Raw genomic sequence first — 20,570 nt, 5'->3', positions numbered from 1 at the left:
GCAACATTTCCTACCGGTAAATCCTTATTTATTCATCTCACCTTTTTTAGAAAATCGTCCCCCGAAAAGCCGTGTTTGGTATTGATGATCGCTGAGACTGGCAGAAAACCCCATTCACAGAAGGTTGTCCTGCGACACCCTTTCATTCCCTTGCTATATTCTTTCACTTCTAAAAAAGTATCAACATGAGTGCATTGTTTAAAAAACAGCCGGCAGCGGCAAAATCTGCCGGAACACCCCCAAAATTTTTTCATGCCGGCATGGCGGCCACTGTCATCAGCTTTCTGCTGACGGTCACCAGCTGTCATAAAGGAGATCCCCATCAGGCCTGCGTTCAGTGCGACTGCCTGGGTAACACCTATAAACAAACCAATCTCGTGGCGGACACGAATGGTTACAATGCCGGACGTATAGACCGGCGTCTGCGCAATGCCTGGGGCATCGCTGTGGGTTCCACCGGCGCTTTCCGGATTTCCGCTGCCGGCAACGGCGCCAGCGTGGTCTACGATAAAAACGGCGCCACTCTCAGACCACCGGTATTTATCCCTTCGCCCCTGGGCAAAAATCCAGGCTCTCCCACCGGCGTGGTGTTCAACAACACTACCAGCTTCAAAGGGGCCCGTTTTATTTTTGCCACGGAGGATGGCGCCATCGTATCCTGGACATCCGGCGACACTGCGGTGATACAGGCCAACCGTGCGGCTTTCAATGCCGTTTACAAAGGCATCGCGCTGGCATCCGACAGCGGCAAACAATACATCTATGCCACCAATTTCCACAACGGCACTATCGATGTATTTGATTCCGCTTACCATTATATCAACACCAAACCCTTCCGCGATCCGACGGTCCCTGCAGGTTTTGCGCCGTTCAATATCCGGAACATCGAAGGCGTGCTTTTCGTTACCTACGCAAAACAGGGCCCCGGCAAAAAAGAGGATCAGGCAGGGCCGGGCTACGGATATGTGAACATCTACAGACCTAATGGCACCCTCGTCAGAAGGTTCGCCTCCGGCGGCACCCTCAACTCACCATGGGGCATCACCCAGGGCTGCTCCGGCACATGGCCGTTCAATGACGGCGTAATTCTCATCGGTAATTTCGGCGACGGTCATATCAATGCCTACAGCGCAGGAGGAACTTATTTGGGACAGCTGCAGAAAGGCAACGGCCCTGTTATCATAGACGGTTTGTGGGCACTGGAAAGCAACCTGCCCTCCGCTCCCAACCAGCTGTTCTTTACAGCCGGCCCCGATGATGAGAAACACGGTTTGTTTGGTTATCTCCGGAAAAACTAACATCCACTTATATCAGCACAGCGACGAGCAACTGCAACGTCAGCAAAAAGCCGGGCGTATTTCTGCGCCCGGCCAAACTATGATAGCCATGATAACAACTGGTTTGCCCCTATACACGAAAATTAAAGTGAAGCCTTCAAACAGGCAACGATCACCAGCGTCACCGTAGCAATGGCACACACCGTACGAACGGTATTCAGCCGGTTCCAGGGACGCTCAAAACGCTCGCGGTGTGCGGCCAGCGCAGCGCTGTCTTCCAGCGCCACTTTGTCCAGCGCATTGTTCAACGGCACATTGCCTCCCATCGTCACGCCGAAAACACCCAGCAGGTAAGTCACCGCAGCGGCCAGCAACCACCATCCCGCCGGCGGCGTCCCCTCCCGGAACACCAGCCAGGTGCTCAATGGCAGCAAAAATACCGGCCCCATAAATCCCACGAAAAACACCGGGTTGAGAATAGCCCGGTTAATAGACTGCATCGCCGCCAGGTAAGCAGCATCCGGCAAACGGCCCAGGCCGGGATTGACCGAACAGGAGTAGGCGTAAAACAGGCCCGCCATCAGCGCGGCCGTCACGGCGGTTATGACCAGTAGAAAAAATAGCATAGTAACAGATCAGGTGATGCCTAAAGATAGGCAACCTGCAAAAACAGACAGCGGAATTTTTCCGCTGAAAGGAAAAATTCCGCTGTCTGTCGTCATGACATGGTAATCGCGGGATTACCAGCCGGGTGTTTGTTTGTAGAGACCGTTGGTACGGGCAATTTCATCCGGGCTGATAGGCCATGCCATATGGTTGGCCGGATTAAATTTACGGGCAGGCCAAACCACCTGTATGGTATAGGGAGAAGCAGGGTCCTGGCGGTTGGCATGGATACGGCCGTGCAGCGGTGCATTGATCTTGTCATAGTCGCCCCATCTCTTCAGATCATGGAAACGGTCTGTCCATTCACAGGCCAGCTCCACGCGGCGTTCATGCTTCAGATCGGCCATCGTAGGATTCGCGATAGCAGCCAGGCCCACACGGGCCCTTACCTCGTTGAGCGGCGCAGCAGCTTCACCACCGCGGCCCAGCTGGATAAGCGCTTCTGCTTTGAACAGCAGCACCTCCGCATAACGCATCAGCGGCAGATTGAGCGCCGTGGTAGGATAATCCGGGTTAGAGCTGGCAAATGTATTGCTGGCCATATCGCCGTTGGAACCGTAGCCATAAGGCTCCATGTATTTATTGATCTGGAAACCTGACAAACTGTTGGTGGAAGAATACTTCATCTTCTGGCCGATATAGGTGAATTCATCGCCGAATTTCAGGATGGTCACTTCGCGGCGCGGATCGTTGGCTTCATATTCGTCATACAGTTCTTCTGTCGGCTGGAAATAGCCCCAGCCATTGTATTTACCCCAGCCTTTGTTTTCCAGGATCACGCCCGGGAATTCAGAGCCGCCCTGGATGCTGGAGTTAACAGACCAGATGTATTCAGAAGACCAGTTGTTGGCCACCCGGAAAACAGCCTGGTAGTTTTCACGGTTGGTAGCTTTTCCGGTGATGAGCGCGCGGTGGCCTTCATCGCGGATCTTATCGCACAATGCCGGTACCGGCTGCCATTTCGATTTATCAAACTGCGCCCAGTAAGCATAGGCTTTCACCATATAGCCCCATGCAGCCGCTTTGTGTGCGCGGCCTTTATCGGCGTCTCCATACGTTTCAAACAACGGCAGCATGTCTGCCGCTTTCTGCAGATCGCTGATCACCTGTGCATAGTTGTCTGTTACAGAGCGCAGCTGCGGTGGTATACGTTTGCCAAATTCCGCATTTTCCGGTCCGTCAAACGGAACGCCCTGGTCTTTGTGACCGTACATATAGGCTAACCAGAAATGCGCGAAACCACGCATAAAATAAGCTTCGCCGAGGGAACGTTTCCGTACTTCATCTGACACATTGATGGCCTTCGGGATATTTTCAATGGCCTGGTTGGCCCTGTTGATGATCTTGTAGAGGTCCTGCCAGCCAGAGGTCAGGTAACCTTCACGGCCGCTCGGGATGAAGTTCTTGATATTTTCACCATCTGCCTTGGTACGGCCTACGATCAGGTCGTCGCTGGCATCCTGTACCCAGAACAAGTCACGGCCCCAGGTACTTTCGTTTTTCATTTCCACGTACATGGCGGCAGTAGCTTTACGCAGGTCGTTATCGCTCTGCCAGAAGAAAGCGGTAGAAGGCGCGCCGTTAGGCTTGGTGTCCACCCATTTGTCTGCGCACGAGCTCCAGCCGGCCATCAGCGCCATCAGTGCGGGTATATAGATGTATTTCTTTTTCATGATTGTCAGTTTGATCAGAATTTAACATTAAGGCCCAGGGAATAGGTACGGGAAACAGGGAACTGTCCGCCATCGAGGCCGATGCCGCCCACTTCGGGGTCCATACCGGTATACCTGGTGAAGGTGAGCAGGTTGTCACCGCTGAAGTATACACGCAGACCGTTGTTCCAGCGCATCTTGCCGAAAGTGTAACCGATCAGCAGGTTTTTCAGGCGCAGGTAGTTACCGCTTTCGAGGTACCAGTCGGATGCTGTCTGGAAGTTTTTGTTGGAATCATCCGCAGTGATACGCGGGATGTTGGAACCGGTATTTTCCGGTGACCATGCATCCAGGATTTTGTCCCAGCGGTTATAACCCTGCTCGGCGCCGTTCAGGGTGGATTGTTTGAAGGCGTTGAACAGTTTCACGCCGCCCACGCCCTGCAGGAACAGGCTCAGGTCAAAGTTTTTCCAGGTAAGGTTAGCCGTGAAACCGTACGTCAGTTTCGGGAAAGCAGCGCCCATGTATACGCGGTCGCCATCATCGATTTTACCGTCGCCATTCTGGTCGATAAATTTCAGGTCGCCGGCTTTGGCGTTCGGCTGGATTTTCTGTCCGCCTTTCGTATAGCCATTCGCTTCTGCGTCTGACTGGAAGATACCGGCAGACTGGATCAGCCAGTAGGAATAATAAGGCTGTCCTACTTTTGAACGATAAGGCGAGAGCACTGTTCTCCAGTTGTCGCCGTGTGTCCATACCGCATTGGGGTTTTCGTCAATTTCCAGCACGCGGTTTTGCAGCGTGGCGATATTGGCATTCAGGTTATAGCCTACCTGGCCGATTTTATCCTGCCAGCCCACTGCTACTTCAAAGCCTTTGTTCCCGATTTTACCCTGGTTGATCAGGGGAGCGGTCAAACCAAAAGTATTGGGCCAGTAAGTGTCCTGTTGTTTAATGAGGTTGTAGGTCTGTTTATCAAAATAGTCAGCAGTGATGGTGAGGCGTTGTTTCAGCAGGGCGATATCGATACCGATGTCTGTCTGCTGGGATGTTTCCCAGGTAAGGGTGGGATTAAACTGTTTGTCGATGAACAGTGCGTTGGACAGCGGAGCGCCGTTGCCCACCTGGTAGGTATAATCGTTCTTCAGCAGCGGGTAGCCATAGTAGCGGTCCACAGAGGCGATGTTACCGATGCGGCCCCAGCTGGCCCTGATCTTCAGCAGGTCTACAGCAGGTATGTTGAAGAATGGCTCTGAGCTGATTTTCCAGGCAGCGGTCACGCCGGGGAAACCTTTATCACGGAAACCGGAAGGGAGCCTGCCGGCAATATCATAACGGTAACTGCCGGTCAGGAAATAGCGGTCGGCCCAGCTATAGGAAACTCTTCCCACGTAGGAAACGTTCCTGTCTTTCCATTCTACGTCTGTCGGGCGGTCCTGGTCAAATATAGAGGCCAGCGACATAAACCGGGCCCAGTCAGCTTCGTTTTCGAAACCTCTGGCAGCGATTGCGAAGTTGCGGTTACCGGCTTCCTGTCCTGTCATGGACAGCATGGCGCCGATATTGTGTTTCTTAATGATCTTGTTGTAGTTGAGGGTATTTTCCCACAGCCAGTTGTAGTCTCTGTCGGTAGAATAAGACAGTTTGTTCTGGGCATTGGCTTTACCCGGTTCCAGTCTTCTGGGCTCGAAATTTTTCCAGAGGCCGTTGGTTTGCCGGTAAGAGAAGCGGGACAGGTAAGTGAGGCCGGGAATGATGTCGGAGACGGTCAGTTCGGTCACAGACTGGAGATCGCTTTTCTTGTTGTAAGGCTGGTTACGCAACAGGGTGGCCACAGGGTTTACCACGTCGCCATGGATACCGAGGTATTTGGAATCTACGGGACCTACGCCGCCGAAGGAGCCGTCCGCATAGTAAGGGGTGGCAGAGCGGGGCATATAGATAGCGGAGAGGATAACGCCGGTATACCCGCTGGAGGTTTCTGCATCGCGGTTATCGTTGTTGTTCCAGAAGATGTCCTGGCGCAGTTTTACATGTTTCGACAGTTCATAGTTAGCGTTGAAGCGAAGGGAAATGTTTTTGTTGTAGGTATTCAGCAATGTTCCTTCTTCGTTTTCGTAGCGTGCCTGGAACAGGGTGGAGAATTTGTCCGATCCGGCGTTAACGCTGATGTTGTGACGTTGCATGATACCGGTGCGGAATATTTCCTTCATCCAGTTGGTGCGCGTCACTTGTGCATAGGGGTTGAGAGAAGCGTCCCATCCCGGTAACGGCGGTTTCCCTGCGTTGGCATAGGCCAGGTTGGATACTTTGGCTTCATCTTCCGCGCTGAGCGACTGGAGCGTACGCCAGGCCTGTTTAGCGCCGACAAAACCGGTGTATTGTACCTGTGGCAGCCCTTTGGCAGCCTGGCGGGTAGTGATGAGGATAACGCCTGCGGCGCCGGCAAAAGCGCCGTAGATAGCGGAGGAAGCGGCGTCTTTCAGTACGGTGATAGACTCCACGTCAGCCGGGTTGTAAGGCGCGTTGGGCACGCCGTCTACTACATACAGCACGCTTTCGTTGCCGCGGGAACCGACGCCGCGGATCACCACTTTATTGGCGTTGCTGGTATGGCCGCCGTTGCTCACCACCGTGATGCCCGGCACTTTACCCTGGATCATGTTGCCCACGTCCATTACAGGGCGTTCCTTGATTTGTTTCATATCCGGCACTGTTGCCACAGCGGCGGAAAGGTCACTTTTTTTAGCGGTACCGTAACCGATTACCACCACTTCGTCCAGCGCCGTGTTCCCGTTTTTCATCACGAGGTTGAGCGTATTGCCGCTGCCCGGTGTGAGCTCGGTGGTCTGGTAGCCCACGTAGCTGAAGCTGATGACAGGATTTTCGGTGTCGATGGTGAGTTCATAACGTCCGTCTGCGTCGGTGATGGCCCTGTTTTTAGTGCCTTTCACCCACACGGTGACACCGGGGATAGGTTCATTGTTCTCCGTTGTTACGCGGCCGGTGATGCGGCGTGCTACCACCTGTTTACCGCTCTGTGGTGCGTCTTGCTGATGTTGCGCGCGGCGCAGCAGGATCGCTTTGTCATTTACGCTGTATTCAATGCCGGACTGGTTCTGAAGCAGGTGCAGCGCTTCATTCAGGGTGATGTTATTGGCTTTGAAATCGCGGATCATGATGTTGTCAAAATCCTGTTTGACATAGTTGAAGGTAAAGCTGCTTTGGTTACTTAATGCTTTTAGCACCTGCGATAAAGAAGCGTTGGACATGTCCAGCTTTACTTTTTCGTTGAGACTGTTTTGCCGGCCGAAACCGATGGTGGCAGGGAGCAGGCAGCAGCCCAGCAACAGGAAGCGTTTCATCCCTGACATGGCAAGCCCGCCGCTGCGGACCCGATGGTCCGAGACTGTAGATTTCCTTTTCATAATAATTGTTTTTCGGAGTGTTGTAGCTTTTTAAAAAATGGTCACCTCTCTACCTGAAATTTTATACTGTTTACGACTGATATAACAAATGTTGTCCAGCATTCCGGTGAAACTGTCTGTTTTGAACATCACAGTAATATTTTTATCTATCCCTTGTTTGTTTTTCCAGCTGGCGGAATAGCCGTAGCGCTTGCAGAGCCTTTCCACTGCATCTTTCAGCGGAATATCGGCAGCGGTGAAAGCCCCTTCTTTCCAGGCGGCCACTTTGGCGGCGTCGGTTTCGCTGACCTGCAAAAGGGTATCGCTGGCGTTGCAGGCGGCGGCATAGCCGGGCTGCAGTATCAGCGGACGTGCATTGCGCGGATGTGCTTTGACCTGCACTTTACCCTGCAGCAGCGACACGCGGGTGTTTCTTTCGCTGGCATAGGCTTCTACGTTGAACCGGGTGCCCAATACCTGGATGGCCATATCGCGGGTGTATACCACAAAAGGGTCTTTTGCACTGGCATATACCTCAAAGAAGCCTTCTCCGGTGAGGGTGACGCTGCGTTCCCCATGATTAAAATTTTTCTTCCAGGCTATGGAAGCATGCGCGTTTAACCATACCTGTGAACTGTCGGGCAGTGTGACCTGCCTGATGCCGGCTGTTTCGTTGGTGACGGTCACCATACCTGCCAGGGCAGGCAGGAGGGGATGATCTCCCTTTTGTTGCTGCCATAACCAGCCCGCGCCGGCCAACAATGCGATGCTGGCGGCTGCAGCCCATCGCCACCAGCCCCGGGACCGAAGCCGCAGGGTGGCTTCCGGCGCAGGTGGCTGTGCGGGCGCCTGATCTGCCGGCAGCGTACTCCGGAAACCGGCCAGGAACTGCTGCCGCCGGAGGTCTGCTTCCAGGCCTTCCAGGTCCACAGGCGTTCCCGCTCCCAGACCGTTATACCATTTGTCCAGGACCGCCAGTTCTTCAGGGGTGCATTTCCCTGCATGAAATTTTTCTAACAGGGCCTGTGCCCCGGGATAATTTTGCGGTGTCATCTACTGAAGAATACCCGATGCGAAAGAAATGTTAACTCAGCCAACGTTAAGAAATTGTAAACAACATCCAGGCGGATATGAGGCTGACGGACAGGGAAGGATTAGCCTTGATATGTGTCTTTACCTGCTTCAGGGCGCGGCAGTACAACACACGGGCGGAAGCGGCGTCTATATCGAGGATGCCGGCGATCTGCTGATAGGAATAATGATGACGGACCCGTAGCGTCATCAGCTGCTGCTGGCTGGGAGACAGGGTGTCCAGCGCTTCGTTGAGAATGGCTTGCTGCAGGCCGTACAGCTCTTCCTGGGCGAAAGTGCCCGGTGTTTCCAGCGAATCATTCAATAATGTTTCCAGCTGTTTAAGATGCGCCTGGTACCGGCCTGCGGTACGGTAATATTTAAATATACGAAGCTTAAGGGCATGCAAAAGGTAATACTCAAGACCTTCATCTTTAGGAGCGGTTTCCCATTTCTCCCACAGGGAGAGAAATATGTCCTGCACAATATCAAACGCGTCGTGTGCATTGGTTTTGGCCACAGCAATGGCCAGCAGCTTGTTCCAGTAAACACCCACAGATTGCTCAAAATCGGCCACGGCGCCGGCTTTACAGGAATTGATTGGTTTATGCACGGTCATAACTAGTGAATATAACAGTCTCTACAAAAGTAATCGTTCAATATTACGTGGATATTAATTCTCTCAGCAGGACAGGCTTTTCCCGAATATATGTTATAACACCTGCTTTTTTGGTTGACATGTCGTTGTATCGAATATAATCCTGTTTTTTGAAAAAAGAAATACCCTTTTAGCCGGTTATCTTTATTATTGTAAACTACACAGGATGGAATACGACGTAATTATTATTGGTGGCGGCCAGAGCGCGCTTGCCGTAGCTTATTACCTGCGGCGCACCTCCCTGCGTTATCTCCTGCTCGACGGGGAAGCGCATCCGGGCGGCTCCTGGCAGCATGGCTGGCATTCGCTTTCCCTTTTCTCCCCGGCGCTATGGAGCTCCCTGCCCGGCGTACTGATGCCCGGCGGGCAACAATATTACCCTACCCGCGACGAAACGATTCAATATCTGAAGGCGTATGAAGACCGCTACCGGTTTCCCGTACAAAGACCGGTGAAAGTGCTGGCAGTGGAAAAGGATACCGATGGCTTCCGCTTACAGACGACTGCCGGCGACTATCGCGCCCGCGCGGTGGTGAGCGCCACCGGCAGCTTCGTCAACCCTTACCTTCCGGACATACCCGGGAAAGAAGATTTCCGCGGCGCGCTGCTGCACTCTTCCCGGTACCGGTTGCCCGACGCCTTCCGTCACCAGCGCGTGGCTATCGTCGGCGAAGGCAATTCCGGTGCACAGATACTGGCCGACCTGGCGCCCGTCGCCGATACCCTGTGGATCACCCGGCAGCCTCCCTCCTTCCTGCCGGACGATATAGACGGTAAATACCTTTTTGACGCCGCCACCATGCAATATGAGGCCATGCAGCAGGGCAGGAACTTCCAGCGGCCCTCCCTGGGCCAGATCGTGATGGTGCCCGCCGTAAAAGCAGCCAGGGACAGGGGCGTTTATCAACATTACCTGCCTGCCTTCGATTATTTTTATGAAGACGGCATAGCGTGGGAGAACGGGCGAAAAGAAGCCGTCGACACCGTTATCTTCTGCACCGGCTTCCGGCCCGCATTGGAACACCTGCGGCCATTGGGTATTATACAGCCCAACGGCAAAATCAATACCCGTGGCACCATGGCCACGGACATACCGGGGTTATGGCTGGTAGGATACGGCCAGTGGACCGGCTTTGCCTCCGCCACCCTGATCGGAGTGGGCAGGACCGCACGGAAAACGGTGGAAGAGCTGAATGCCTGTCTGAACGACGCTTCCGCGCAGCGAGAGTAACGTCCTATAAAAAATAAGAGGCAGTTTTCCACCGCCTCTTTCCTTTTTATAAAGATTTCACATACCCCAGGAGTGCGTCCAGTTCTTTTTTCTTTAACGACTGATAAATAGGATGTGCAATTTTATGCCATTTCTCATGCAATGCGATGGCTGTTTTATCACCACTCGCCCGCAATGCAGGTTCGTTGACAATCACTTTATACAACCAGGCATCACTTCTGCGCTTCGCAACTCCGGCCAGCCTCGGGCCAACGAGGTCTTTATCTGCACGGTGGCACATCGCACAGTTTTGCATAAATAACAGTCTCCCTTCCGCCGGACCAACATTGGGCACACCTTTATTTTCCGGTGTTTTCACCTCCTGCCCAAAAGTTATGCAAGTATGCAGGAAAAGCAATAAGACGGTAAAAAACAACTTTTTCATAGGTATAAACAGGGCTTTATGTCATCAAAATAAAACAAAAAAATGAGGTTGGCGCAAAATGCCTCCTGTTTGCCGTTATCACACACCATCCATCCAAAGAAGTCGCCGTAAGTTTGTATCGTCAACAACAAACAAAAAAAATCTAAAATACTATATCATGACAACCGCAAATCAGACTACCATTACCGTAGAAAGCACTATCAACGCCCCTATTGAGAAAGTATGGCAATACTGGAACGCTCCGGAACACATCACCAAATGGTGTGCGGCATCCGACGACTGGCACGCTCCCGAAGCATCCAATGACCTGCGTACCGGTGGTAAATTCAGCACCACCATGGCAGCAAAAGACGGCAGCTTCAGCTTCGATTTCGGCGGCGAATACACTGAAGTGAAAGAGCACGAACTGATCGCTTACCAGCTGGGCGATAACCGCCGCGTAAAGATCATCTTCAACAGCTACGGCGACACTACGCATGTCACCGAAACTTTTGACCCCGAAAGCACCAATTCGCTGGAAATGCAACAGGCCGGCTGGCAGGCTATCCTGGACAACTTCCGCAAGTACACGGAAAATAGCTAAGTACCCATATACCAGGCCGGGGCACAAGCGCTCCGGCCTGACTTTTAATCGTTCGTCATCGCCGCCAGTAATTTCCGCGTATAGTCGAGACCGGTAGTATAGATCGCATCGAATTTGCTGAAGTCAAACATCCCGAACTTACCCAATCCCTCCGGCTCAATAAAAAATTCGCATTGTTGCCTGCTCTTCAGCACCGGTTCGCGGATAGCCATATGCAGCGTACGTTCCATATTTGCCAGAAAACCACCGGCAGGATTGTAAGGCACCAGCGGATTTACATGCACCCCTATTACATGAGCATATTTCCCCAACAAGGGCTCCACCGGTAAATTACCTGAAAGTCCACCGTCTACATAAGGTACCCCGTTTATCTCCACCGGCCGGAACAGCATCGGAATAGTAGAAGCAGCCAGGATAGCCGGTATCAGCGGCCCGCTGTTAAAAATCGTCTGTTCACCGTTAGCAAAATTAGTCGCCGCCACGTACAACGGCAGCGGCAACGACTCAAAGGTGGTATGACGCAGATTTTTCTTTAAAGCCTCCTCCACTTTCTTCAGCGACAGAAAACCGGCGCGCCAGTTTTTCCACTCCATGGATAACCCCAGTTTTTGCTGCTGGAATATTTCCCGGACTTCATCGGTAGAAAAACCGTCGCAGATAAATGCGGCGGCAATAGAGCCGGCGCTGGTAGCGGAGATAACTTCCGGGAAAATCTGCCGTTCGGAAAACGCTTTCAGCACACCTAAATGGGCATACCCACGGGCGCCTCCCCCGGACAATACAAACGGACGTAACACAGGCATACGGGATGCGGTTTGATTTATGGCTTCAAGATAACCAAAAAATAAACGCAGGGAAACAGGACCCTGGCCGGAATCAACCACAAAATATTTTCCCGGAGATACGCTTTAACCTACATGTCCTATATTTGTCGTGTATGAAATTATTATTAGTAGAAGACGAACCGGCGGTAGTATCTGTGATCACGCGCGGTTTGGCGGAAGCCGGCTATGAAGTGAGCGTTGCGCCGGATGGAGCCAGCGGCCTGCGTATGGCGCTGGACAACCCATCGTTTTTACTGATCATACTGGACGTGATGCTCCCCAACATGAACGGGATAGAAGTGTGCCGCGCCCTGCGCGCCGCGCAGGTAGCCACGCCCATCCTCATGCTCACCGCGCTGGGCACGACCGAAAACATCGTTATGGGGCTGGACAGCGGCGCAGACGACTATCTCGTAAAGCCTTTCAAGCTGGCGGAACTGGAAGCCCGTATCCGCAGCCTGATGCGCCGTAAAAATAATATAACCGCCCCCGTTATCTCCCCGGAGCAAGGGCTGCTGCAGCTGGGCGACCTGGAACTGAACACGGACACCAAAGCGGCCAGCAGACAGGGGAAAACCATCCAGCTTACCGCCACGGAATACCGCCTGCTGGAATACCTGATGAAAAATCCGCGGAAAGTATTGTCCCGTATGGAGCTGCTGGAACAGGTGTGGGGTATCGATTTTAATATGAACACCAAAGTGGTGGACGTCTATATTAACTATCTCCGGAAAAAAATCAATAAAAACAATCTCCCCGAACTGATACAAACCGTAACAGGACTGGGTTACATGTTAAAGGAACAAACGGCGGATGAAAATACGCATTAAAATACTGCTCATCTTTGCCGGTATCACCATTTCCACGATCATGGTGATGAGCGTACTTGTGTACTATTTTGCCAATCAGCATTCCTTCGAAGATTTTTATAAACGGCTCGAAATACGCGCCTACCTTACCGCCCGGGCCTCCCTCCCCTATTACGAGGCTGACTCGGTGATCTACAACGAGATCCGCGACGAGCACCTGGAGAAACTGCCCGCCGAAAAAGAATACCTGTTGCAGGTGACCGGCAACGGCAACGTACAGCAGGACAGCTCCCTGAAACTGCCCGTCAGCTTCTACCAGCAGGTACTGACCAACAGTAAGGCCACCTACCGCCAGGGCAACCGCTTCTATGAAGGGGTGCTGTACACAAGCAAACAGGGGCTGTATATCGTGATCGTATCTGCCATCAACCAGTACAGCGCCGATTACCTGGCATGGCTGCGCAAAATCCTGCTCATCTGTTTCGTGGTGTCATCCGCCATGCTGATCGCAGTGGGAACTTTCTTCTCCCGGTATATCTTCCGCCCCATCCGGCATATCATGCACCAGGTGAAAAGCATCAGTTCCCGCAACCTCCACCTGCGGCTGCATGCCAAAGATAGCCAGGATGAAATCAACGAACTGGCCACGACGTTCAACAATATGCTGGACCGGCTGGAAACCGCTTTCGAGACACAGAACAACTTTGTCAGCAACGCCTCTCATGAACTGAGCACCCCGCTCACGGCCATCATCGGCGAAGCGGAACTGGCGCTCAATAAAGACAGGACTCCTGAAAATTATACCGCCGCCCTGCGCAGCATCCTTAGCGAAGCCGGCCGGCTGGAACATATTACCAAAAGCCTCCTGCATCTTGCACAAACCGGCTTCGACGGCAAAAAGCAGGACTGGGGGAAGGTTCGAATGGATGAGCTGTTGTTCACCATCAAAAGCACGGTAGATAAAATTCACCCCGGCAATAAAGTGGAAATAGACTACAGCCTTTTTCCGGAAGAAGAAGAAAAGCTGTCTGTCAACGGCAATGAACAACTGCTGGAACTGGCGCTGAGCAACATCGTGATGAACGCCATCAAATACTCCAACAACCAGCCCGTTTCCATTGCGCTGGCTGCTACCGACCTTAAAATACTTATTAATATCAAAGACCAGGGTATCGGTATTCCTCCCGCCGACCTGCCCTATATCTTCTCTCCCTTCTTCCGTGCCTCCAATACCGGCCTTTTTAAAGGATATGGCATCGGGCTGCCACTGGCCATGAATATCCTCCGGATGCACAAAGGAGATATCATCGTAGAAAGCCAGGTAAACGTCGGGACCGAGATCAGGGTTGAACTTCCACTGTAGCGGCTGCTTTTCTTACCGTTTTCTTACCACATTCTTACCACCTTTTAACCCCCTTCTTACCGCTTACTAACCTGCGGCTGGTAGTTTTGTGATCATAAAAGCAACAGCTATGAAAAATATACTCATTCCGACCGATTTCTCCATACGTTCACTGGGATATGTGCACAGCGTTGTAGCCCACTACCCCAACGAAGCTGTGAATATCATTTTTATGCACGCCCTGCATATGCCCGATTCATTGTTTGACCTTATTACGTATACCCGTAACAGCAGGCATATCGAACTGATCACCGCCGACTTTAAAGATGGTTGCGAGATCATCCGTAATAAATATGCCTCTTCTGTCAACAAGCTGAAAGTGGAATTTTTCCATGGCAACACCAGGGTGGCGTTCCGCAACTTTTGCCTTGCGCAGAATATAGATGTGATCCTGCAGCCGACCGACAACGATTTTGTTTGTCCTTCGAAAAGAAGCTTCAATCCGGCCAGGCTGATCGCTTCTTCCAAATATCCACTGATTAAAACAACGCTGACCGGATCTACCCGGAAAATAGTAGCCAAATCCACTATTTCCGCGCTGCTGATGGCTTCAGAATAACGCTTAAAAACAGGGTGCTATGTTACTAAAGAAGAATATCCCCTTAAAATATGTATTCGGTAAAATCAAATACGAGATGTTGCTGGTAGCGGTGTATACCATGGCCATCAGCGTACTGTATTTCCAGTTTGATTTAACCTTTATCAGTATTCCGATAGCCGTGCCCATGGTGCTGGGCACCGTATTATCACTGCTGCTGGCTTTCCGTTCCAACCAGGCGTATGACCGCTGGTGGGAAGCACGGACCATCTGGGGCGCTATCGTAAACGATTCCCGTACCCTGACAAGGCAGGTCTTGAGCCTGATGGATTCCACCTACCCATCAGAAGAGATGCAGCACTTTCAGGAACGGTTTGTAAAGCGGCAGGCAGCCTGGTGTTACAGCCTTGGGCAGGCGCTAAGAAAAACAGATCCGGTAAAAGGGTTGGACAGGTTAATCACCAGAAGGGAGTTAAACCATTTGATGAAGTATGATAATGTACCGGCTGCCATGTTGCTTTTACATGGTAAAGACCTGAAGGAAGCGCTGAACAACGGCTGGATCAACCAGTACCAGCAGGTGTGTATGGACGAAACTTTGTCACGCCTGTGCGATTCCATGGGTAAATGCGAAAGGATCAAGAATACCGTGTTCCCGGCCACTTACAGCCTGTATACACACTTTACGCTGATCTTTTTTATCCTGCTGTTGCCTTTTTCCCTGGTAGATGTACTGGGTTTTATGGAGATACCGCTGGTGATCGCCATCGCTTCCTCTTTCCTGCTGATAGAGAAGATGGGCATCAACCTGCAGGACCCGTTCGAAAATAAACCTACAGATACGCCGGTAACCACCATCGCCCGCAATATTGAAAAAGACCTGCGGCAGCTGTTACAGGAGCAGTACGAACCACAGGAGGAAGTATTGGAAACAGGCAGGAGGTATTATGTACTGTAAGACATTCCGCTCATGTGTCAGTTAACGTCTAAGACAAGGACGTAATTATTTATAGCGTATAGTTTCCCCCGGTATACACCGGGGGTTTTTCTTGTCTGGTCAGCAGATGGACCAAATGGGGGAAATTGATTATCTTGGTATCATCTATCAAATCCTTTATCAACCCATACATGGCAAGAAATAATTCATTTCTCACGGATCTGTATAACGAGGAGATAACCGGCGTTGCTTATAAAAACCTCCAGCTGAAGAAAAGCATCCTGTCATGGTTTGCCAACCAGGGCAGCACCACCATCGCCGACCTGAGCAAGGTGCTGAATGTGAGTTCCCCCAAGATAGCAGAACTGATCAACGAACTGATGGAAGCCGGACTGGTAAAGGACTACGGCAAAACAGAATCCACCGTCGGCCGCAGGCCCAACCTGTATGGGCTGGAATCCAACTCCCTGTTTTTCCTGGGCGTGGAGGTCAAAAACAATCACATCAACATCGGCCTGCTCAACTTCCAGAAGGAGCTGGTAAAATTCCAGGAAAAAATCCCTTACGAGCTGAGCAACACGGCCGCATCGCTGGACGAGCTTTGCCGGCTGATCAGCCAGTTCATCAAAGAACTGAAAGGCGCCGCCAAAAAGATATCCAGTATCTGCATCAACCTGTCCGGCCGTATCAACTACCGCACCGGCTACAGTTACAGCTACTTTTATTTCAATGAAGAACCGCTTACCCGCATCATAGAAAGTAAACTGGGCGTTAAAACCTATGTGGAAAACGACTCCCGGTCCATGGCCTACGGCGAGTTCTGCAACGGTGTTGTGAAGAATGAAAAGAACGTGATCTTCATCAACGCCGATTACGGTATAGCCCTGGGCGTTATGATCAACGGGGAGCTGTATTACGGCAAATCCGGTTTCGCCGGTGAGTTTGGGCATATTCCCTTTTTTGAAAACGAGATCCTCTGCCACTGCGGAAAGAAAGGATGCCTGGAAACCGAAACGTCCGGGCAGGCGCTGGTACGGCAGTTCAAACAACGGCTGTCTGAAGGGGCTACTTCAGGCATCACCCGGAAAATACCGGTAAAAGATATTACGCTGGAAGATATCCTGGATGCCGCCAATCACGACGACACACTGGCCATAGAGCTGATTGCCGCCATCGGTGAGAAACTGGGCAAGGGCATTGCCATCCTGATCAACCTGTATAATCCGGAGCTGATTATCCTGGGAGGGGCGTTGTCTGCTACAGGGGAGACTATTTTCCTGCCTTTACGGAGCGCTATCAATAAATATTCGCTGAGCCTTGTCAATAATGACACGCAGTACAAGCTGTCCAAACTGGGCAGCAGGGCCGGCGTGATTGGCGCCTCCCTGCTGGCCCGTAATAAACTGTTTGATATGTTATAGGGCTATGCCTTCCAGGGCAGCCTCACCCAGGGGCTGTCCGGCGCCTGCAACAGGTAATTCATATTGTTTTGCAACGCCTGGAAGCTGTCCTGCTCCACGCCGTTCCATACGCAGCGGGCAAACTGATACGAGAGCGACAGGTGTTTCCATGAACTGTAGGTACGCCTGATCACCGGCACGCAGGCCATGATCTGCTCCAACGCCTCATCATACCCGATATAGCCTGCGTCAAAGCCAGCCCTGGACAGGTTGATGATACGGGCGAAATCCCATATCAGCATATCCGGCTGCAGCTTGTCGTGGATGAGCTGTTTGCTGCGGAACAGTTCCAGCGCATCGCGGGTATTGCGCAGGCGCTCCATCACCACGGCTTCTTCCAGCTCGTTGGCCGCAATGTATTCCCGCAGAAAGGCTTTGCTTTCTTTCATGGACACGCTGCTGATAGCCTGTAGAATGATGTCATAGTCAATTCTGTGGCCGCTCTCCCGGAGCCATGCGAACATCTCGTTCAGTTCTTCCGGACTGTCAATGTCCCACCATTCGGAAAGCAGCTGCCGGCATTCCTGTTTGGAAATACCGGTGGTAATGTCGTTGAGGTATTGGCCGTTGAGGAAAGCCAGATCGGCGCCACAGGCTACGGCCCATTGCTGTTCCTGCGTTAGTAAGCTGGTTTTACTCAGCAACACTGTTTCGGGCTCCCGGCTAAGCGCTTCTTCATCGGCATCGTCGCCGGTAAAAAACTGATTAAACTGTTTGATGTTTTCCGCAAATGGAAGAAGTTGGTCAGCCGTATTCATCGACTGTTCCATCTGCTGGCGGTACAGGTTAATCATCTCGTTGCTCAGGCCCAGATTCTTCAGTTGTCGCCAGTACAGTTCCATATACTGCTGGGAATTCATGGGAAATGGTTTTTGGGTATGGTCGTATGCGTATTCTGATACAAGATAGACATTCCCGTTGTTATAACCAAAAACCTTTTTGTGAGGCAACCCCACCTTTTCACCTGACTATCAATTATTTGAATAGATATAACACAAAATAGCCATTCCTTATAGGGCCACCGTAACCCTTACCCATAGCGATTTACGGTGCTTATCCCTGTAAAAGGAGCCTGCCAATGGTCAGCAGCTCCTTTGGGAACACAGGCATGACCGTTATATTTTTGCCGATTGCTGTAATAGCAAGTCTCCCCAATCATTCAGCTGCCATAACACTTTTACCAGCTCCTCTCCCAGCGCGGTAAGCCGGTACTCCACCCTGGGCGGCACTTCATTAAAACTTTCGCGGGATATGATACCTGCCGCCTCCAGCTCTTTCAACTGCTGGTTAAGTACCCGCCTGTCTACATTGCCGATACCCCGCAAAAACTCGCTGGGCCGCTTTTTCCCTTCATTGATCTGCCACACGATAGGGATCTTCCACTTTCCGCTGATAGCATTAACAGCAAATTCCAATGGACAAATCTTTTCTTCAATAACACGGTCCTTTGTCTTCATAAAATTGACTTTTTTGTCCCTATGGGATAAAAATATGCGGTATTGTCCGCCTGCATTTGTTTCCTCACCTTTGCGGAAACAACAGGCCTGCCTGCATATTATTCATTTTTACAAACATGAACAAACCGACCCGCAAAGGCGCCAGATCTGCCAAAGACATCACGCCGGAAATACAACGCCAGCTAAACAGCGGAGAAACATCCTCTGTCAACCTCACCGAATGGCTGGCCGTAGACCAGCGGGCACTGCTGGCCCACATCCTGCAACAGCTGGGCCGGCCGCAGTACCTGATGCCCGTACTGTCTGCTGCTGACCAGCTGAAAAAGCAGACCGTCAATACCCTCAACGAAGTTATCGGGACCACCCTGCTATCACTGGCCACCACTCACAAAGACCAGGAACTGCTGAAAAAAATCATGCACCATCCGGCCGACATGGTACGGTGCTGGGCCACGTATACCATCGGCCGCCATCCGGCGCTATCGCTGACAGAAAAGCTGCAACACATCCAGCCCTTTGCGGCCGATGATCATTTCGGAGTAAGAGAAATCTGCTGGATGGCCGTCCGGCCGGGCATTGCCGCGCATATAGAAGAAAGCGTCACTTTATTATCCGCCTGGACCACACACATCAATCCTAACATCAGAAGATTTGCCACAGAAGCGACCAGGCCCAGAGGCGTATGGTGCGAACATATAGAAACCCTCAAAAAAGAACCCGAACAGGCATTGGCGATACTGGAACCGCTAAAGGCAGACGAAGCCCGGTATGTGCAGGACAGTGTGGGCAACTGGCTCAATGACGCCGGTAAAACACGACCCGACTTTGTACAGGCGCTCTGTCAACGCTGGCAGCAGGAAAGCAACAGCAAAGCGACCGCCTACATCGTCAAAAAAGCCCTCCGCACCATTACAAAAACAACAGCATAACTTCCGGAGAAGTTATGCTGCCGTCAAAGAAACAAACCGTGATTATCTACGGGCATTCACCGGATTGGGCCTTGCCTCCCCGCCTCCCGGCAGGGTTACAAAATACGGGGTGCCGTAGCCATTGCCCGGCCGGAAGAAATCGGTGGAGATAACCTGCGCGCCGCTTTTAAACGCCGCCTCCGCGCGGGTATGGTCATTCACTTTCGCCTCATAGGTTTCAATATCGGAACGGGTCCTTACCAAAAAACCCTGCTTCACTGCCTGCTGTATCTCCTGCTGACGCATGATGGCGTTGTCCAGCAGTAAAAACGCCGCATAGCTGTCTTGTGGCTTCGACTGCATAAACATGACCCGGCCTTCCAGATTAGGCCTGTTTTTAACATAGTCGGAAGCGAGGTCCATACCCGCGGTGGAAGGCAGCAGCAGGAAAATAAATTTCCCGCGGGCGGCTTTTACGGTCGGCCAGTTTTTCGCCAGCACAGCCTCGCGCAGCGTAGGAAACTGGCCACGCACATCGTCGGGCGTGATCAGTTTGTCCCTGCCCAATTGCCCAATCACCTCCTGGTCCAGCGCATCAAAAGCCTTTTCGTCAAACGGCAGTACCGCTGCGGAACCGGGGAACAACGGGATACCTTTGTCTTTTGCTTCGATCATCACATAGACAGGAAAGTGGCCGGGGTGTGCGTCGGACCAGGAACGCATGGCAGCCAGCGCACCTTTGAAAGTGGTATAGTGCGTACGGAAATCTATATCCGCCATATGCAATACTTTGAAGCCGGGCTTGTCCAGGTCCGTGGTATCAAAGGGCGCCAGGTCCGTCACGCCTTTTTGCCGCAGCACCTGGTAGGCGGCAGGACGATTAAAACGGTTACCGGAAGGATCGTTATACACATCTATCTCGATGCTCCTGATACCGGCATCCAGCTGCACGTCAAACGGCGGATGATTATAACGTAATCCTTCGCTCATTTTCACCGTATTGGGATGAAACTCCCGGAAAGCGGCCAGCTGGTCTTCCGGCATGCTTTTCATGAAGGTCTCTCCCATTTTTTCAAAGATGGGATCTACTAAAGCCAGTACAGCAGCATCCACCGGACGGGCGTAACTGTTATGGGTGCCCAGTACCTGCACCTGGTTTATTTTGAGCCTGTCCAGCGACTGTGCGCCGCAAATGGTGGTGGCGCAGGCCAGCAGCATTGTTCCCAATGCCCGGGTCATCATTGTCTTCATCGTTAATCGTTTTTT

At 51.9% G+C, this 20,570-nt stretch carries 19 protein-coding genes; 9 read left to right on the top strand and 10 right to left on the bottom strand.

Annotated features, from left to right (window positions below):
* Positions 1-185 precede the first annotated feature (185 nt).
* Positions 186-1,298 carry a TIGR03118 family protein gene (locus HF324_RS06510; RefSeq protein ID WP_168862157.1) on the top strand — a complete coding sequence of 371 codons (1,113 nt, stop codon included), beginning with the start codon at positions 186-188 and terminating at the stop codon, positions 1,296-1,298.
* 122 nt (positions 1,299-1,420) lie between these two features.
* On the opposite strand, the gene HF324_RS06505 is transcribed toward HF324_RS06510, so the two are convergent.
* The 5 genes from HF324_RS06505 to HF324_RS06485 all read right to left on the bottom strand — a co-directional run bounded on the left by HF324_RS06505 (position 1,421) and on the right by HF324_RS06485 (position 8,692).
* Complete coding sequence (locus HF324_RS06505; protein WP_168810611.1) at positions 1,421-1,903, bottom strand: anthrone oxygenase family protein; 483 nt, start codon at positions 1,901-1,903, stop codon at positions 1,421-1,423.
* 114 nt (positions 1,904-2,017) lie between these two features.
* A complete protein-coding gene (locus HF324_RS06500; RefSeq protein ID WP_168810609.1) occupies positions 2,018-3,616 on the bottom strand; it encodes a RagB/SusD family nutrient uptake outer membrane protein in 1,599 nt (532 codons plus the stop codon).
* A gap of 14 nt (positions 3,617-3,630) precedes the next feature.
* Positions 3,631-7,023 (bottom strand): SusC/RagA family TonB-linked outer membrane protein, encoded by a 3,393-nt coding sequence (locus HF324_RS06495; RefSeq protein ID WP_246269438.1) that lies wholly within the window; start codon positions 7,021-7,023, stop codon positions 3,631-3,633.
* A 30-nt stretch (positions 7,024-7,053) separates the two neighbouring features.
* Positions 7,054-8,055, bottom strand: a complete 1,002-nt coding sequence (locus tag HF324_RS06490; RefSeq protein ID WP_168862156.1) for a FecR family protein — start codon at positions 8,053-8,055, stop codon at positions 7,054-7,056.
* A gap of 46 nt (positions 8,056-8,101) precedes the next feature.
* A complete protein-coding gene (locus tag HF324_RS06485; RefSeq protein ID WP_168810605.1) occupies positions 8,102-8,692 on the bottom strand; it encodes an RNA polymerase sigma factor in 591 nt (196 codons plus the stop codon).
* Positions 8,693-8,897: 205 nt separating this feature from the next.
* Between HF324_RS06485 and HF324_RS06480 the strand changes: the two genes are divergently transcribed.
* Entirely contained in the window at positions 8,898-9,962 is a 1,065-nt protein-coding gene (locus HF324_RS06480) for an ArsO family NAD(P)H-dependent flavin-containing monooxygenase (protein WP_168810603.1), read from the top strand.
* Positions 9,963-10,008: 46 nt separating this feature from the next.
* Here the strand turns inward: HF324_RS06480 and HF324_RS06475 are convergent, their stop codons facing one another.
* Positions 10,009-10,386 carry a c-type cytochrome gene (locus HF324_RS06475; RefSeq protein WP_168810601.1) on the bottom strand — a complete coding sequence of 126 codons (378 nt, stop codon included), beginning with the start codon at positions 10,384-10,386 and terminating at the stop codon, positions 10,009-10,011.
* Positions 10,387-10,543: 157 nt separating this feature from the next.
* On the opposite strand from HF324_RS06475, the gene HF324_RS06470 reads away from it, so the two are divergent.
* Positions 10,544-10,969, top strand: a complete 426-nt coding sequence (locus HF324_RS06470) for an SRPBCC family protein (protein ID WP_168810598.1) — start codon at positions 10,544-10,546, stop codon at positions 10,967-10,969.
* A 44-nt stretch (positions 10,970-11,013) separates the two neighbouring features.
* Here HF324_RS06470 and HF324_RS06465 read toward each other — a convergent pair whose 3' ends face one another.
* On the bottom strand, positions 11,014-11,772 hold the full coding sequence (locus tag HF324_RS06465) for a patatin-like phospholipase family protein (protein ID WP_168810596.1): 759 nt from the start codon (positions 11,770-11,772) through the stop codon (positions 11,014-11,016).
* Between the two features lie 134 nt (positions 11,773-11,906).
* Between HF324_RS06465 and HF324_RS06460 the strand changes: the two genes are divergently transcribed.
* The 5 genes from HF324_RS06460 (at position 11,907) to HF324_RS06440 (ending at position 16,900) form a co-directional block, all read left to right on the top strand.
* Positions 11,907-12,623 carry a response regulator transcription factor gene (locus HF324_RS06460; protein ID WP_168862155.1) on the top strand — a complete coding sequence of 239 codons (717 nt, stop codon included), beginning with the start codon at positions 11,907-11,909 and terminating at the stop codon, positions 12,621-12,623.
* Positions 12,607-13,965: a sensor histidine kinase gene (locus tag HF324_RS06455; RefSeq protein WP_168810592.1), complete on the top strand. Its 1,359-nt coding sequence runs from the start codon at positions 12,607-12,609 to the stop codon at positions 13,963-13,965. Before HF324_RS06460 ends, HF324_RS06455 begins: the two co-directional genes overlap by 17 nt.
* A gap of 109 nt (positions 13,966-14,074) precedes the next feature.
* Positions 14,075-14,563 carry a hypothetical protein gene (locus tag HF324_RS06450; protein ID WP_168810590.1) on the top strand — a complete coding sequence of 163 codons (489 nt, stop codon included), beginning with the start codon at positions 14,075-14,077 and terminating at the stop codon, positions 14,561-14,563.
* Between the two features lie 19 nt (positions 14,564-14,582).
* Positions 14,583-15,500, top strand: a complete 918-nt coding sequence (locus HF324_RS06445; protein WP_168810588.1) for a bestrophin family protein — start codon at positions 14,583-14,585, stop codon at positions 15,498-15,500.
* A 170-nt stretch (positions 15,501-15,670) separates the two neighbouring features.
* Entirely contained in the window at positions 15,671-16,900 is a 1,230-nt protein-coding gene (locus HF324_RS06440) for an ROK family transcriptional regulator (RefSeq protein ID WP_168810587.1), read from the top strand.
* 2 nt (positions 16,901-16,902) lie between these two features.
* On the opposite strand, the gene HF324_RS06435 is transcribed toward HF324_RS06440, so the two are convergent.
* Together HF324_RS06435 and HF324_RS06430 are read right to left on the bottom strand one after the other, a co-directional pair.
* Positions 16,903-17,799 carry a DUF1266 domain-containing protein gene (locus HF324_RS06435; protein ID WP_168862154.1) on the bottom strand — a complete coding sequence of 299 codons (897 nt, stop codon included), beginning with the start codon at positions 17,797-17,799 and terminating at the stop codon, positions 16,903-16,905.
* 255 nt (positions 17,800-18,054) lie between these two features.
* Complete coding sequence (locus tag HF324_RS06430; protein ID WP_168862153.1) at positions 18,055-18,396, bottom strand: winged helix-turn-helix transcriptional regulator; 342 nt, start codon at positions 18,394-18,396, stop codon at positions 18,055-18,057.
* Between the two features lie 116 nt (positions 18,397-18,512).
* On the opposite strand from HF324_RS06430, the gene HF324_RS06425 reads away from it, so the two are divergent.
* On the top strand, positions 18,513-19,325 hold the full coding sequence (locus HF324_RS06425; RefSeq protein ID WP_168862152.1) for a DNA alkylation repair protein: 813 nt from the start codon (positions 18,513-18,515) through the stop codon (positions 19,323-19,325).
* A gap of 42 nt (positions 19,326-19,367) precedes the next feature.
* Here the strand turns inward: HF324_RS06425 and HF324_RS06420 are convergent, their stop codons facing one another.
* A complete protein-coding gene (locus HF324_RS06420; protein WP_220101280.1) occupies positions 19,368-20,555 on the bottom strand; it encodes a Ca2+-dependent phosphoinositide-specific phospholipase C in 1,188 nt (395 codons plus the stop codon).
* Positions 20,556-20,570 lie beyond the last annotated feature (15 nt).

Origin of the sequence: Chitinophaga oryzae (genome assembly GCF_012516375.2) — a bacterium.
GTDB classification, from domain to species: Bacteria; Bacteroidota; Bacteroidia; order Chitinophagales; family Chitinophagaceae; genus Chitinophaga; species Chitinophaga oryzae.
This window is presented reverse-complemented; position numbering and strand designations above follow the sequence as displayed.

Bases quoted from the DNA above. Each gene is read 5' to 3' on its own strand.
- HF324_RS06510 (WP_168862157.1), top strand. From the start codon at position 186: ATGAGTGCATTGTTTAAAAAACAGCCGGCAGCGGCAAAATCTGCCGGA.
- HF324_RS06505 (WP_168810611.1), bottom strand. From the start codon at position 1,903: ATGCTATTTTTTCTACTGGTCATAACCGCCGTGACGGCCGCGCTGATG.
- HF324_RS06500 (WP_168810609.1), bottom strand. From the start codon at position 3,616: ATGAAAAAGAAATACATCTATATACCCGCACTGATGGCGCTGATGGCC.
- HF324_RS06495 (WP_246269438.1), bottom strand. From the start codon at position 7,023: ATGAAAAGGAAATCTACAGTCTCGGACCATCGGGTCCGCAGCGGCGGG.
- HF324_RS06490 (WP_168862156.1), bottom strand. From the start codon at position 8,055: ATGACACCGCAAAATTATCCCGGGGCACAGGCCCTGTTAGAAAAATTT.
- HF324_RS06485 (WP_168810605.1), bottom strand. From the start codon at position 8,692: ATGACCGTGCATAAACCAATCAATTCCTGTAAAGCCGGCGCCGTGGCC.
- HF324_RS06480 (WP_168810603.1), top strand. From the start codon at position 8,898: ATGGAATACGACGTAATTATTATTGGTGGCGGCCAGAGCGCGCTTGCC.
- HF324_RS06475 (WP_168810601.1), bottom strand. From the start codon at position 10,386: ATGAAAAAGTTGTTTTTTACCGTCTTATTGCTTTTCCTGCATACTTGC.
- HF324_RS06470 (WP_168810598.1), top strand. From the start codon at position 10,544: ATGACAACCGCAAATCAGACTACCATTACCGTAGAAAGCACTATCAAC.
- HF324_RS06465 (WP_168810596.1), bottom strand. From the start codon at position 11,772: ATGCCTGTGTTACGTCCGTTTGTATTGTCCGGGGGAGGCGCCCGTGGG.
- HF324_RS06460 (WP_168862155.1), top strand. From the start codon at position 11,907: ATGAAATTATTATTAGTAGAAGACGAACCGGCGGTAGTATCTGTGATC.
- HF324_RS06455 (WP_168810592.1), top strand. From the start codon at position 12,607: ATGAAAATACGCATTAAAATACTGCTCATCTTTGCCGGTATCACCATT.
- HF324_RS06450 (WP_168810590.1), top strand. From the start codon at position 14,075: ATGAAAAATATACTCATTCCGACCGATTTCTCCATACGTTCACTGGGA.
- HF324_RS06445 (WP_168810588.1), top strand. From the start codon at position 14,583: ATGTTACTAAAGAAGAATATCCCCTTAAAATATGTATTCGGTAAAATC.
- HF324_RS06440 (WP_168810587.1), top strand. From the start codon at position 15,671: ATGGCAAGAAATAATTCATTTCTCACGGATCTGTATAACGAGGAGATA.
- HF324_RS06435 (WP_168862154.1), bottom strand. From the start codon at position 17,799: ATGAATTCCCAGCAGTATATGGAACTGTACTGGCGACAACTGAAGAAT.
- HF324_RS06430 (WP_168862153.1), bottom strand. From the start codon at position 18,396: ATGAAGACAAAGGACCGTGTTATTGAAGAAAAGATTTGTCCATTGGAA.
- HF324_RS06425 (WP_168862152.1), top strand. From the start codon at position 18,513: ATGAACAAACCGACCCGCAAAGGCGCCAGATCTGCCAAAGACATCACG.
- HF324_RS06420 (WP_220101280.1), bottom strand. From the start codon at position 20,555: ATGAAGACAATGATGACCCGGGCATTGGGAACAATGCTGCTGGCCTGC.